Source organism: Candidatus Nitrospira nitrificans (genome assembly GCF_001458775.1).
GTDB lineage: Bacteria > Nitrospirota > Nitrospiria > Nitrospirales > Nitrospiraceae > Nitrospira_D > Nitrospira_D nitrificans.
Map to the genome: position 1 here is coordinate 94,633 of NZ_CZPZ01000035.1, position 13,323 is coordinate 107,955.

The 13,323-nt window shown below is 57.0% G+C and carries 14 protein-coding genes; all 14 read right to left on the minus strand.

Annotated elements, in window-relative coordinates; genetic code table 11:
* Positions 1–81: 81 nt before the first annotated feature.
* The 14 genes from COMA2_RS18500 to COMA2_RS18560 all read right to left on the minus strand — a co-directional run bounded on the left by COMA2_RS18500 (position 82) and on the right by COMA2_RS18560 (position 12,985).
* Positions 82–1,095: a quinol:electron acceptor oxidoreductase subunit ActD gene (locus COMA2_RS18500; RefSeq protein ID WP_090901970.1), complete on the minus strand. Its 1,014-nt coding sequence runs from the start codon at positions 1,093–1,095 to the stop codon at positions 82–84.
* Complete coding sequence (gene nrfD, locus COMA2_RS18505) at positions 1,088–2,419, minus strand: NrfD/PsrC family molybdoenzyme membrane anchor subunit (protein ID WP_090901973.1); 1,332 nt, start codon at positions 2,417–2,419, stop codon at positions 1,088–1,090. The genes COMA2_RS18500 and nrfD overlap by 8 nt, the downstream gene beginning before the upstream one ends.
* Positions 2,420–2,657: 238 nt before the next feature.
* Positions 2,658–3,365, minus strand: a complete 708-nt coding sequence (locus COMA2_RS18510) for a 4Fe-4S dicluster domain-containing protein (RefSeq protein ID WP_090901976.1) — start codon at positions 3,363–3,365, stop codon at positions 2,658–2,660.
* Between the two features lie 129 nt (positions 3,366–3,494).
* Positions 3,495–5,678 (minus strand): molybdopterin-containing oxidoreductase family protein, encoded by a 2,184-nt coding sequence (locus COMA2_RS18515; RefSeq protein WP_175304721.1) that lies wholly within the window; start codon positions 5,676–5,678, stop codon positions 3,495–3,497.
* 40 nt (positions 5,679–5,718) lie between these two features.
* Positions 5,719–6,243: a cytochrome c3 family protein gene (locus COMA2_RS18520; protein WP_090901982.1), complete on the minus strand. Its 525-nt coding sequence runs from the start codon at positions 6,241–6,243 to the stop codon at positions 5,719–5,721.
* Between the two features lie 684 nt (positions 6,244–6,927).
* Complete coding sequence (locus COMA2_RS18525; RefSeq protein ID WP_175304722.1) at positions 6,928–7,209, minus strand: hypothetical protein; 282 nt, start codon at positions 7,207–7,209, stop codon at positions 6,928–6,930.
* 65 nt (positions 7,210–7,274) lie between these two features.
* Positions 7,275–7,796 carry a DUF3015 family protein gene (locus COMA2_RS18530; protein ID WP_090901985.1) on the minus strand — a complete coding sequence of 174 codons (522 nt, stop codon included), beginning with the start codon at positions 7,794–7,796 and terminating at the stop codon, positions 7,275–7,277.
* Between the two features lie 66 nt (positions 7,797–7,862).
* The gene (locus tag COMA2_RS18535) at positions 7,863–8,375 is read right to left on the minus strand and encodes a DUF4142 domain-containing protein (RefSeq protein ID WP_090901988.1); all 513 of its coding nucleotides are present in this window, start codon (positions 8,373–8,375) and stop codon (positions 7,863–7,865) included.
* 80 nt (positions 8,376–8,455) lie between these two features.
* Positions 8,456–8,905, minus strand: a complete 450-nt coding sequence (locus COMA2_RS18540; RefSeq protein ID WP_090901991.1) for an SRPBCC family protein — start codon at positions 8,903–8,905, stop codon at positions 8,456–8,458.
* A gap of 177 nt (positions 8,906–9,082) precedes the next feature.
* Positions 9,083–10,663, minus strand: a complete 1,581-nt coding sequence (locus tag COMA2_RS18545; protein ID WP_217490827.1) for a hypothetical protein — start codon at positions 10,661–10,663, stop codon at positions 9,083–9,085.
* A 213-nt stretch (positions 10,664–10,876) separates the two neighbouring features.
* A complete protein-coding gene (locus tag COMA2_RS18550; protein WP_090901996.1) occupies positions 10,877–11,431 on the minus strand; it encodes a DsbA family protein in 555 nt (184 codons plus the stop codon).
* Between the two features lie 5 nt (positions 11,432–11,436).
* Positions 11,437–12,189, minus strand: a complete 753-nt coding sequence (locus COMA2_RS18555; RefSeq protein ID WP_175304723.1) for an SRPBCC family protein — start codon at positions 12,187–12,189, stop codon at positions 11,437–11,439.
* 28 nt (positions 12,190–12,217) lie between these two features.
* Complete coding sequence (locus COMA2_RS20380) at positions 12,218–12,424, minus strand: hypothetical protein (RefSeq protein ID WP_175304724.1); 207 nt, start codon at positions 12,422–12,424, stop codon at positions 12,218–12,220.
* A 117-nt stretch (positions 12,425–12,541) separates the two neighbouring features.
* On the minus strand, positions 12,542–12,985 hold the full coding sequence (locus COMA2_RS18560; RefSeq protein WP_090902002.1) for a DUF4383 domain-containing protein: 444 nt from the start codon (positions 12,983–12,985) through the stop codon (positions 12,542–12,544).
* Positions 12,986–13,323: the final 338 nt, after the last annotated feature.

Consider the following 13,323-nt stretch of genomic DNA (forward strand, 5'->3'; position numbering starts at 1 on the left):
GTTTCAAGTCATGCAGAAGACCTGAAACCTGAAACTTGAAACCGTTGGCCGGTACGCTTCACGATCGACGTTTCACGTGGATTACGGTTGAGACAACGATTTGACATATCCGGCCACAGAGCGCCGTTCGCCGGCCGACAGCTCACCCTTGAACGGCGGCATCACATCCTTCCCCTCAACCGCGAGCCCATACGTCACCGTGTCGTAGATCGCGTCTTCGGACAATCGCTGCACATCCGGGTTGTGGAGATTCGTCGGCTTCTCCTTTAAGAATGGGACAACAGGACTAGTACCCATTCCATCTATTCCATGACAATGGGAACAATTGATGAGGAAAAGCCTGGCCCCCTCATCCTGGGCTGCCGGCGGGACGGCGTTGGGAGTGATCGAGCGGCTGTGGCGCGGCACGCTTCCCACGGGCGAATGGAGGCGCGGCGCTTCTTGTGGCTGATAGGACGGCTGCTCTTGCATGTCCCGCGAACAACCGGCAAAAGAGGTCAAGACGCACAACGCGGTTAACCCAACAATCCCGGTGGCGGCCCCTCCCTCTCCCACGGATGTCCAGCAAGCCGAGGCCTCTTGCTCCGACGACCGGATTTCCACCGCCCCGGCTCGCTGCAAGAGATCCCGAACCTGACTCACCCGATCCGGATCAATCGGTAGCGAGACGACCAGCATGCGATAGCCGTCATCGATACGCGGATCGCGTTCGGCAATATGTCGATGGGCACGCCTGATACCGACGATCATCGTCACGAAAGTCGTCACAATCGCGAGCAGCATCATCGTCTCATAAGCAATAATGGCAACTACCGGCACCGCAACGATCGGCTTGCCTCCCGTCATCAACGGATACAGGGCGGCGGTCCCACCCGCGAAGAAGACGCCCACGCCGATTCCAACGAGGCCGGCGATTATCGTCACGAGATACAGAGGCATGGCGCCGACGCGCGCCGACGCGCGCTCGGACAAGGGCAACGGCGTCATGATCGACACCGCCTCGTCCGCAATGCCGGCCTCACGCAGCGATTGCATCAAGGACTCCGGCTTAACGTCCTGTTGAAAGAGCGCCGTCAGGTTGTCCCGGTCATCCATGGTCGGAAGCGCGCACGCGCCCTTCTTTTTCTTCCCATACGGAAATAATCGGCACGAACTTGACCGCCAACAGATAGAGGAGGATCGCCAGGGCCAACGATCCCAAGAGCATGGTCAGCTCTCCCCATGAGGGGAAATAGCTGCTCCAGTTGTACGGCAATCGTGGCCGTGCCAGCGGCGGCACGATGATCAACATCCGTTCGATATACATCCCGAGATTGATGCCGACGCCGATCAACATCATGCCGAGCGGCCACCGACGAAAGGCCGGCAGCGTCACGGTGCAGAGCGGAATCACATAGATCAGCACCAGCATCGTCCAAAAGGGCGCCGCATAGACGCCCGAGACGATTGCCGTGAGTATCGCCGCGTGGTCGGGAATCCGGCCATACCAGACGGTGAGCTGATCGGCAAAGTAGAGATAGGCGAGGCTCAGCGTCGTGACGACGAGCAGCTTCCCCATCTTGTCGAAATGCTCCGGCCCGATGTAGGCCTCCAGCCGATAGGTGCGCCGCAGGAAGTACATGCCGATCACCACCATGCCGAGTCCTGAATGGACGGCGCCGATCACGAAATAGGGCGCGATGACCGTGGAATGCCAGCCCGGCACCAGCGACATGCCGAAGTCCCATCCGACGATCGAATGGACGGAGATCATCACCATCACAATCAGCGGCGTGATGATACGGATGGCGGTGTTGAGTATTTCCCATTCTTTCTGTGTGCCCTTCCATCCGAGGCAGAGCATCGCATACAACCGCTTGCGCCAGCCGCCGATCCGATCCCGCGCCAGCGCGAAATCAGGAATGAGCGGCAGGTAGAGATAGATGGCGCTGGATGTCGAGTAGGTAAACACGGCGACCGCGTCCCACATGAGCGGAGACCGGAAGTTCGGCCAGATCTCCCGCTGATTCGGATAGGGGATCAGGTAATACCATCGCCACACGCGGCCCAAATGATAGAAGACGAAGAGCATGGCGATCGTGACCGAAATGATGGTCATCAATTCGGCAATGCGCGTGACCGGTCTCCTCCACTGCGCTTTGGTCAGCCGCAGCACGCCCGAGATGAATGTGCCGGAATGGCTGACGCCGATCCAGTAGACGAACGACGCAATGAAGGCTCCCCAAAAGACCGGCGGATGCATATTCGTCCGTCCGATGCCGGCTTCGATTTGGTAGGCCCACGCGCCTAAGCCGGCCGCCGCCATGACCGTCAGGACAACTACCAGTGACAGATAGCCGATACTCGCGCCGTGAAGCGGGGCGAGCAGATCCCGATTGATCGTGGGCATGTCGGCGCACGTGGCTTGTCCCGTCGCCATCAGGAGTCGCTCCTCGCAAGTTGAAAGGACGAGATTTGAATCCCAAAGGATGTTGAAATAGCCTTCCAGTTTTCACCCACCCACCCCGGCGCGTTGAAACGCGCCCATCCCCAGGCAAGGCCGCGCTGAGCGTCACGCATGGTGTGGTGACAATACCCCGCAAGAACGCTGCTTGGGACAAGGCGCGTCTGGACGCGCCAGGGTTGGACGGGTGAGAAGAGATGATTTTGCGACATCCTTATGTGATCCGTTTCAAGTAGGTGACGGCGGGATGAGTCCCGAGCGATTCCAGGAGATGAAAACCTCGGTCCTGCCGCGCCAGTTTCGAGACTCGACTATCGGGATCGTTGCGGTCACCGAAGACCAACGCCGACGTCGGACAGGTCTGGACACAAGCGGGCACGATGTCTCCATCTCGTACCGGCCGCCCTTCTTTCTCTGCCTGTTCCTTCCCCTGCCGGATGCGCTGCACGCAAAACGTGCATTTTTCCATGATGCCGTTTTGCCGGACCGTCACGTCGGGATTGAGCTGCTCCGCGAGTGGTTCATCCCAATGCGGGTCGAACCAATTGAACTGCCTCGCCGTATACGGACAGTTGTTGCCGCAATAGCGAACCCCGATGCAGCGGTTGTAGACCTGTGCGTTCAACCCTTCCGGCGTGTGGTACGAGGCATAGACGGGGCAGACCAGTTCGCAGGGCGCATCATCGCAGTGCTGGCAGAGCACCGGCATAAATCGAGCCTGGACGTTTGGATACTCCCCCTCCCAGTAACGCTCGATCCTAATCCAATTGATCGCCCGGCCCTGCGCCGCCTCCTCTTCCCCGGAGATTCGAATGTTGTTCTCTGCATGACAAGCCACGACACAGGCTTCGCAACCGGTACAGCGATCAAGATCGATGACCATCTCCCATTTGTGAGGCTTATTCTCTTTTGGCTGGCTCATATTGTGCCGCTCCTCTTCTTCTCTCGATCATGAGTTCCAAGTTGTTCAAAAACCTGAAACTTAACTTGAAACATGAAACCTGAAACTAGAAACACAGTACCTATCGCTTTACGCTTCACGAGATACGTTTTACGCTCCATGCTGTCGCTCTATCTCGATCAAATCACTTTGCTCCATCGCCGGTCGTTCGAGCGTCACTAGTCGTCCTTTCGCACCGGTGCGTTCGATGCGAACCCTGGTGGCGCCTGCTGCCAAAGTCCCGGTCACATTGTCCAGGACTGGTGCCAACAACTCGATGGGGTTCACACCGCGGTTCTTTGCATACCGGCCATAGCTCGAATGACCCTGTCCCAGCGGCATGGCCACGACGTCAGGCCTGATGCCAGGGAAAAGAACGGCCGGTGCCTCTAGCGATCCAAACGGCGAAATAACTCGCACCATATCGCCTTGTTGAATGCCAAGGTCCTTCGCCGCAATGGGATTTACTTCCACCCAAGAACCCCATACCACCGTCGTCAAGGTGTCGGGGCACTCTTGCAACCATGGCCGATTGGCGCCTTCACCGTGACCGATCGCCATCGAAGGATAGGGATGGAGGACGAACGGAAATTCGCGCTCTCCGCCGGAGAAGTTCGCCGTTTCGAATGCCCGCGAGGGAGCGAAGGTCAATGGAGGTTCGCTTCTGCTCTGCTCGGCCCACCACCCTCCTTGCCGGAGGGAGGCGACCCAGGCCTTGTCGAACCAATCAGGCGTCTCTTCGTGCGGCTTGTCGGCCAGGAACGTTTTCCATCGTTCGCGAAGCAAGTCGTAGAAGGTCGGTCCTTGAGCGTGACCGAGGTTCAACCGGCGACTCACGTCAAGAATCGTGTCGCCGATCTGGCGTGTGTCATACAACGGCGTCACGACCGGCTGAGACAACCCAATGGCCGGTGTCGTGGTCTCGGGGACATGATCGCCCCACGACTCCAGCGCGTCCCGATCCGGGAGTAAAAGCTCGGCCGTCTCGGTCGATTCATCCAGGAACGAACTGAAGCTCACGATGAACGAAGCCCGTTCGAACAATGACTTGATCGGTACCGATGGCGGCATCGTGAAGAGCGGATTGCAACCGTACAAGAGCAGGACAGGCCCTGCGCCGGCCTTCTCCTGTTTCTCAACCAACTCGAACACCCGACGCTCGGTCAGCCATGGGATCGAACGGTCAGGACGGTCTCCGTACCGAATGCCGTGTGCGACGGATTCTCGGCCCAAACTTTCGACCAGGGCATTCAAGCCGTTGATCGCGATCAACGATGCCGTCCCGTTTGTCTGAGCGCAGCTCGTGCCGCCTCCGATGGCGAGCGGGGCTCGCGCAGAAGCGAAGTCATGGGCCAGACGAACGATCACCTCTCGAGGAAGTCCCGTGGCGTTCTCCACCTCATCCAGTCGAACAGAGCCATAAAATCTATGGAATGGATCGAGTGCTTTCCCCGCCGACTTGGCTCGATGAGTATCGAGAAGAAGCTGTCCGATGCCGAGAGCGAGCATCCCTTCCATGCCCGATCGAATGGGAAGCCATTGGTCGGCATTCGCGGCGGTCATCGACATCCGAGGCCCAATATGGATGTACCGGCCGCGAACCGTCGAGCGCCCCTGTCGCATGTGGCCATAGGCAATACCCATGGAGACCGGAGACAACCAGTGTTCGAGAAAGGGGGCGCCGAAGGAGAGCAGATAGTCCGTCTGAGCCAGGTCGTAGAACGGCGCCTCGTCGGAGCCTACGCTCTCATGCCATGCGGCATGCAGCGGCAATTCGGCATCCGGCGCATAGAAGTAGAGCTTGCCCCCCAAAGAATCCATAAAGTCCGACAACAATCCGGCAAGCGTTCCGGAAAGCGGCCTGGTTACCATCAGCGGCGGCACCCTCCTATTTTGGAGAGCCTGCGCGCAACGTCGCAGGCCTTCTTCCCATTCTATTGGGATAAATGTTCTTTCCCCTCGACGGCCTTCTCGTTGAAACGGCCCTCGAAGCCGATCAGGATTGTAGAGACCTTGTAATGAGGCCTGTCCTCTTGCACAGAGCTTCCCATGATTCACCGGATGATCGGGGTTGCCCTCGATCTTTTTGGCTCGGCCCTCCATGGCGCGGACAATCACGCCGCATCCGGCAGAACATTCCCTGCACACGGAGGCGTACCAATCGGCGACGCCTGGCACGATCTCTTCATCCGGCAGGAGGTACGGGACCACGCGATGCGCCGCGCGCTCACAGCCTGGCAGGGTCGAGCTCAATGCGGCCAATGCCGCCGTCTTGAGAAAAGTACGTCGTTTCAAATCCATCTCAAATCGTAGTCCTCACGACACAGTCCTCGCTTCATTTGTGGCATGTCCAACAATCCAGGGACGCACCCCGCTGTTGATGACAGGTCAGACACCAGCCCATTTCGTAACTGGCGGCGCGCGGTGTCAGAGACACGCGCCCCACATGACCGTGGCAATCAATACACCGCAATCGGGCCCTCAGATGCATTTCATGGGTGAAATACACAAAGTCCGGCAACCGATGCAGCCGCACCCAGGGTATCGGCTCCTGTCGTTCCCAGTACCCCAATAGTTTCCGGGTATCCGGAGTTTCTTTCATCAAGTTTCGATGGCAGCTCATGCACAGTTGAACGGACGGAACCCCCGCAGTAGCGGAGAGAGAAGCAAAACGATGGCAGTACAAACAGTCCACTTTCAGTCGCCCCGCATGCCGCGCATGACTAAACGGCACAGGTTGCATATCTTGGTCTCCTGTGTCGGAACTGCCGGCGGAATACAGCATACCCACCCAGGCGGCCATCACGCCGGTAAACAACAGCACGGCCACTGCGAGCATGATCGAGCGATGACGCGTCACAGCTCGCAAAAATGCAAGGACCAGACCCTTCCAACAATCCGGGGTGAAAGGGGGATCGAACGATCAAGCGATTAGACGATCGGACAATCTGTCCGGTTTCAGACAAGTTGACGCATGCAAAGAAAACATCCCAGTGATGAGATTGCCGAGCACGGCAACGTTGTCGTGCTTGTTTCGAAAGGCTTGCTTCATAGAGCGAGTACCCTGGGTGGAAGTCGCTTTCCCTTCCTTTTTCTTGGCGCGACGAACCGTCTGTTTTTCCGGCCGGACTCCAGATCACACGCATTGCTGCGCGTTATGACATCCGCCGACCGTTTACACCATGCTTCAAAGGAGTTCTTTTTGATCGAGCGGATTTCCGACGCATCCCTCTCCTTGCTTTGGTCTCTCCATGCCTGTTACCGACCATAACGGTGAACACCGGGCGTGGATTCCCTGCTGCCATCTATCAACTGATCCGATAGGATTCCTCGTCCGCGTCACTTCGCCCGAATATATGTCTCTGAGCGGACGGAAGCGATGACGCCTTGCTTGAGTCCTACACGATGAGAAGTAGATGACGCGCCGAGCTCCGGCAGAACACAACCTGCCGGAGCTCGGGCTCGGTGGAAGGTCCTAGGCGGCAAACACTCCTCTCGCATAGATTTGTGCAAAGCCACTGAGAGTTTGGCCGACTCGCTGCGTCTAAGACACTCGGTCGTACCCGGCGACTTTTACGAGTTTGTTGTAGACGCCGAAGAGCAAAAACGGCGCTATCCATTGGCCCACAAAGAGGCCGTCTTCCCTTTTGCCGGTGCCGTGAAAGAGCATTGAAACACCAATCGCGGCGAATGCGGCCCATAACCACACATCGGAAGGCAGCTTTGCCGTCTGCTCTTCAATGGCGCGCGCAACTTTCCCTTCGCCGTGCGCGTGAGCTTCTTGAGCGTCGCTGTTATGTTTCGCTTTCGTCATTGTTTCAGCCATCGGTACACTTCCTTTCAGATGAATAGTGAGACGAACACGAGACGTCTCGGCTATCAGACAATGTTTCAACGGCTCACAGGAGCTTTCCCCTGACCGGACCGTTCCACTATCGCTTTCTGCAACGCGAGCAGCATCGTCCGCGGCGCGTCTTCTGCTTCTACCGTCGCATCACCGGCTCCTTGCCGTTGCATCATGTCCCAGAAGATTTCCTGCGCCAGGCTAAAGAACTCAGCCTGACGATCCGTGGGTATGCCCATCAATGTCGCCAATGACGACAAGTATTCTCCCCTGCCCCGAGCCATATCTTGCGACACATGGTCGGCATTCTGATCGACGAACACCGTCAATACTTCCCGCTTTACGATCATCCCGTTATTCGTGCATCCTGACGTTCCACTGGTGATAGCAAAGGGCTGAGTGGGGACGTTCAAGGTAGACCCGAAATGCTGCATCAAGATGGATTTCGGTTGGGTTTTGAATACCATCACCCCTAACCCACAGCCGGGACCTTCTCCCCAGCCCGCCATTCCGATTGAGGTACCCATACAGACCGTGGCAAATACGGCCATCATCGCTGTTTTCATCATGGTTGAGTCCTCTTCGCTTTTGTGATCTTTCTAGTCTCTCCTGTAGAAGAGAACATTCGGCTTGAACTATAGGTGCGTCCGTAGCGCGGCGTGTAAGAGCCGGGCCTTCTCACGATGCGCATTCACGACGGGCAACATGTCATGGATCCATTGTCGCAGGTCCGGGTATGGCAACGTTTGCGCATAGCGCTCCCACTCGGACAGGGTGCTGTCGTGACCGGACACGATATGATTCATGTATGCCAGATCAAAATCATGGCCGGTCAATCGCGATAATTCGTCTATCTGTTTCTCATGATCGCGGTTGAGTCCTGGATGCAGCACCACGTGTTGATGCAATGCCAATTGTTCCACGGCCATTTTGGTCTTCATATGCTCATCGAGCATATGCGTGCTGGAATCCTTGACGCGCTCGTTCTCCGCCCTCTGGGCGGCCAGCAGACTGACCGTGATCTCGGCTTGTTGTTCTTCCGCAACCCGCATGAGAAACGGTCCCGCGTTCATGATGGTTTCAGGATTGATCGGAGCGAAGGCCACCGTAGTCGCCATGAGAACAAGCAAGGCCCATCGCGTAGACATGTGTTCCTCCCGGCTCGGCCGACAACATCAAAGCTCGACGAATTGATGGTCCTGGTTGCGACTTCTCCCGATTCATTTGATCATGCAACGGTCCCCCGCCAGGCGCCGGTTTCCTGGCCGCGTGACTCGATGAATTCCTTGAACCGCTCCAGGTCCCCTTCCACTCGTTGAGAGACCACGCCGACGGCATCTCCGGTTTTTTCGACCATCCCTTCAGGTTCATACTCGATACGAAGATTGATCTTCGCCTTGGCGGCCGACATGGGCGCGAAGGTCACCACTCCGCTGTTCTTCGCCCCTCGCTGGCTCTTCCACGCGATGCGTTGATCGGGGATCTGCTCCGTGATTTCCGCATCCCATTCCTCTTCCTTGCCGCCGATGCTGGCTTTCCAATGTAGATGTTTGTCGCCTTTTTGCAGAACCTGCACCACCCCTTCCATAAACCGAGGAAAGTCTTCAAATTGCGTCCATTGATTGTAAGCGGTATGCAAGGGCACATTGACCTCGATCGATTTTTCTATGACGGACATAGTCGCCTCCTTGTTGAATGGATTAACGGACTCGTCGGACACCGGTAGATTTTCAATCGCTTGCTTCATCGTCCATATCTCAGGTTCATCTGGTCGTCTGATCTATCCCCTGTATCTGGTCTCGTCTTTGTCTCCGGAAACCAGACAGACCTCCCGCGCCGGATAGACCTTCTATAGCTATAGCGCGCGCAGGAAGGCGACCAACGATGTTTTCTCTTCTTTTGTCAGCTTCAGTTCACCGACGATATTGAAAAATTCCACCGTATCTTCCAACGTCAAGAGCCGCCCATCGTGAAGATACGGCGGCGAATCTTTGATCCCCCGCAACGTAAAGGTCTTGATCGGTCCGTCACCTGGTTCGTCCTTGAGAAAGCGCTCGAGGCGCAGGTCATGCATCTTGTCGTCGAGGTAAAAAGGCGGAGTATGGCAACCCGCGCACTGCCCCTTGCCGAAAAAGACTTTTTCTCCCCGCATTTCCGCCTCCGTGGCCTTCTTCGGATCGAGCCGACCCGTCATGGGATCGAGCTTGGGCGCGGGAGGAAAGTCGAACATGTTCTGCATCTGCGCCATGTGACTGACTTGGATACGGTCTAAAATGTTCATCCCTTTCTTGATGGCATGGATTTGATCGCCGTTGAAATAGGCTGTTCGTTGCTCAAACTCCGTAAAATCTTCGATCGAGCGCAAGCTACGCTTGGATGAGTGGATCTGTTGGTTGAATACACCCCGTATACTGGTCGTATCGAGGCGCAAGCGCCGCTCCTCAGGCCGCATATCGGGATTCAGATGGAACTGTCCGGTCGTATGGCCATTGACATGACAGTCCAAACAGGTGACTCCGAGGCTAGGGCGGAGGCTCTTGCGGTCGTCGGTCGGGTTGAACTCCTCCTGCGGAAACGGAGTCAACAGCAACCTGAGTCCGTCAAGCTGGACGGGGGTGAGAAGATCCTTGAACAACCGATAATAATTGTTGATGGACACCACTTCTCCCCGGGACACATCGCCCAATTCCGGGCGGTTGCTGAGGAAGATCGCCGGAGGAAATTCAGGCAAAAAGGCTTCGGGAAGGTCAAAATCTACATCAACCCGCTCAAGCCGTGGGAACATGTCGATTTGCATTTGTGGGAAGACCATGCCACCAGGAGATTGCAGCGGGTGCGGCAGAGAGGGATAAGGGAAGAGTCCCTGTTTCTTGATCTCTTCCGGGTTGAGTCCGGCGAGTCGTTCCCATGTCATACCTTCAGACAAGCGGGCCGTCGGGCCGACCGGCAGCGGTTTTCCCCGGGACATCTTGGCTTCGGAATCCAGTTTTGGCTTGAGATGATACCGGCGCTCCAACAGTTTGCGATGTGTCTCCATGACCTTTGGCTTAGCGGCGATATCCTTCTTCATGATCTCTTCCGGCTCTTGCATGGGCTTCTCCGCTCCCAAGGGATCGCGGTAGAAGTCGAAACCCAAAGTCTTGCCGTCTCTCGGTTGGTCCAAGAAAGTAGGCGAAGAAGGCCGCGCCTTCTGCGCATCGAAGATGGCTGAGCGATCGTGATCCGTCTTTTTCTGCTCAGGGCGTTCGATAGGAACAGTCCGGGGCTCTTGCGCCTCGACCACCGCATCGTGGGGCGGGCGAGAAGTCTTCGGGTCCTGAGTTTCGGCTGCCGTGACAAGGTCGGTCGCATGGAAGGACAGGCCCCAGGATACGAGCGAGACGATCACGGCCGTCATCATGAGCCGCCTGGGTGAAGAACGAGTTGGTTTCATCATGTTGAGACTCCCACGTACTTAGATGGAAATTGGATAGAATTGAAGCGGCCTACGAACTATCTTCCTTATATCGTCGATAGTGGTCCCTGACGACTAGCAAACTCCCGAGGTATGGGTGAGATAGCAAAAGTGCCACCGCTCCGGAATCGCAAATGGAGCGCGGTCATCAGTCTCGCGGCGGCATGAAGTGATCCGGCGCTGGATGACGCAGCTTCAGCCATTCTTCTTGTTGGACAGGTGCCTCGACACGGTGCGCTCTAATTCATCGTTGTCCGACAGCAGCAGGCCATTGACGAAGAAAGTCGGCGTCCCTTGTACCCCGCACCGATGACCTGACCCCTCATCACGCCGCACTTTCAGTACACCGGCTCCCATATGAAGATCGTCTTTGAAGCGCGGGACGTCCAGTCCCGCCATCGCCGCGTAGCGATGGAGATCGTCTAGTGTAAGGTGCGTTTGGTTTTCGAACAGGACATCATGCATGGGCCAGAATCGGCCTTGAAGCGCGGCGGCTACGGAGGCCTCCGCCGCAAGCTGCGCATGGGGGTGTTTCTTGACCAGAGGAAAGTGCCGGTACACGAATCGGACGCGATCGGTGAATCGCGCGCGCAATCGACCGACGGCGGCGTGGGCTTGCCGGCAGTAGGGGCATTCGAAATCACAATAGGCAATGATGGTCACCGGCGCGGTCCCCTCGCCGATCACATGATCGTCCGGCAACACGATGAGGTCATCTCGATCACACCGGCTCTGGGCCACGTTGAGCATGGCGCCTACACTTTCCCTTCGCCACCGGCCAGGGAAAAGACGTCGGTCTCCATCTGTTCTTTGAATCGCTGTAAATCCTGGGCCAGCTTGGTATTTGGGTCTTCTCCGAACAACTTGGCCAGAGCGACGCCGAACTTGCCGCCCGGAGGTTCGTATTGCAGCGTCACGGTCAGCCATGTTCGATTCCCATCCTCGGTCGGCTTGAACTCTACCGACCCGGTATTGTTCACGTCCGCCCCCCGCAGTGACCTCCATCCGATGCGTTCGTTTTTCACATCGTTGATGATTTCCGCATCCCATTCGACCTTGGGCGCGCCCGGTATCGTTGTCACCACCCAATGAGACAATCGGTCATCGATGACCTGAACGGAATCAAGATGTTTCAGGATGCGTGGCAGATTATTCAACGACCGCCAAAACCGATACATGTCATCCGGCGGGCGATTGATCTCGATCGCTCGTTGCATTTTCATCGCGCGGTCCGTGCGCACCTTACGCCGACCCAAACGGCTCGTGTCGTTCGGCCGATCCGGTCGGTCGTGGCTGCTCATATCGATTCCCATGGCCCCGAACGCCGGGCAATATCCGCTCGCCGCCCGATAGAGAAGCCCGCCTCCCACTATCGCCTTGACCGCGCCGGCCCAGTTACGGCGGGATAATCCGGAGACGAGAAAGGCCATTCCCATTACGGCCGACAGTACCCGCTGTCCATCCCCGATATTTTCTCGATGAACCTCGCGATTCGTTCTGTTATTCATTCGCTCCTCCATGCGACCCTGGTGTGTGTCATCGGACGATGTGCCTGAGGGACTGGACGATGTGCCTTCCGATAGCCTTGACGACAACGGTTCCCTGGCTGGCCCCATGTATAGCCTTGCCGGCGGTGATCGCTTGCGCCGTGCCTCCACCCGACAAGACTTCCCGCGTTGCCGGCAACGTGAAGTCCCAGTCATGAGACTTCCCATCCCGGCCGTCCTGAATGTTGTATTCCATGTCGACCCTCGCCCGAATTTGCAAGAGGCCGGACTGCCTCACAATTGTCCATGGATGTATAAAAAACCGTGCTTACGCCTCCGAATGAGACGACGGCCGCGGTGCGGTCCCGTCGTCTCATGCAGCACGATGATAGCTTTCCGCTATTTCAGCGGCTTGCGCGCGTTTACCGTACCCAAAATAGGCGGCAAAAGCGGCAGTCCCGCCATGGAGCCATACATCCCATCCATGTAAAGGAACGAGACCGAATGTCATGCTGAGCAGGGGGATCGTGCCCATGACAGTCAGGATGCCGTACAACCAGGCGAGGCCCCGCGCAAAGCCGTTCGCCTTGCTCACGCTGCTTGCGGCGGATAATCCCGCAATGCCCACTCCTAGGTGAACGAGATTATGAATCCAGTTCACCGGGAAGAGGCCGAATAGAAGGCCATACCCGTCATCCGCGGATAAACCAGGCACCGCGTTTGGGTGAGGAGTGGACACGAGTAATGGGATGAATCCCATGACCCCCACCGCGAGAAATAGGACTCCGATAATTTGTGCGAAAGTTCGACTAGTCATGTGCTTGTAACCTCCACGCAGTTATGATCGCCCCCTCTGCTACGGCCTTCATGTGCGCAGTCGGCATTACAGATTTCATTCCGTGATGCGACCTAGCGACTCTCAAACAGTCTTGCAGGAACTTTGCCCATGACTTGTTCACACCGTTCGCCGGCAAACTGCGCCCGGGTAGACAAATTCACTTCCTAGGTCTTGTGAGGGTGGGTGGCGCGGGGGACTGACAAAGGACAGGCTGTCTTCTTCCGGACAACTTGTTTCCGGGCGCCGGCGCATGAGAGCCGCAATGGTAGCTGTGTCGATTGCTCAATCACTACTAACTCAAATAGGCGACGTTCCAC

Bases quoted from the DNA above. Each gene is read 5' to 3' on its own strand.
- COMA2_RS18500 (WP_090901970.1), bottom strand. From the start codon at position 1,095: ATGGATGACCGGGACAACCTGACGGCGCTCTTTCAACAGGACGTTAAG.
- COMA2_RS18540 (WP_090901991.1), bottom strand. From the start codon at position 8,905: ATGTCCGTCATAGAAAAATCGATCGAGGTCAATGTGCCCTTGCATACC.
- COMA2_RS18550 (WP_090901996.1), bottom strand. From the start codon at position 11,431: ATGCTCAACGTGGCCCAGAGCCGGTGTGATCGAGATGACCTCATCGTG.
- COMA2_RS20380 (WP_175304724.1), bottom strand. From the start codon at position 12,424: ATGGAATACAACATTCAGGACGGCCGGGATGGGAAGTCTCATGACTGG.
- COMA2_RS18530 (WP_090901985.1), bottom strand. From the start codon at position 7,796: ATGATGAAAACAGCGATGATGGCCGTATTTGCCACGGTCTGTATGGGT.
- COMA2_RS18560 (WP_090902002.1), bottom strand. From the start codon at position 12,985: ATGACTAGTCGAACTTTCGCACAAATTATCGGAGTCCTATTTCTCGCG.
- COMA2_RS18555 (WP_175304723.1), bottom strand. From the start codon at position 12,189: ATGAATAACAGAACGAATCGCGAGGTTCATCGAGAAAATATCGGGGAT.
- nrfD (WP_090901973.1), bottom strand. From the start codon at position 2,419: ATGGCGACGGGACAAGCCACGTGCGCCGACATGCCCACGATCAATCGG.
- COMA2_RS18525 (WP_175304722.1), bottom strand. From the start codon at position 7,209: ATGGCTGAAACAATGACGAAAGCGAAACATAACAGCGACGCTCAAGAA.
- COMA2_RS18535 (WP_090901988.1), bottom strand. From the start codon at position 8,375: ATGTCTACGCGATGGGCCTTGCTTGTTCTCATGGCGACTACGGTGGCC.
- COMA2_RS18510 (WP_090901976.1), bottom strand. From the start codon at position 3,365: ATGAGCCAGCCAAAAGAGAATAAGCCTCACAAATGGGAGATGGTCATC.
- COMA2_RS18545 (WP_217490827.1), bottom strand. From the start codon at position 10,663: ATGATGAAACCAACTCGTTCTTCACCCAGGCGGCTCATGATGACGGCC.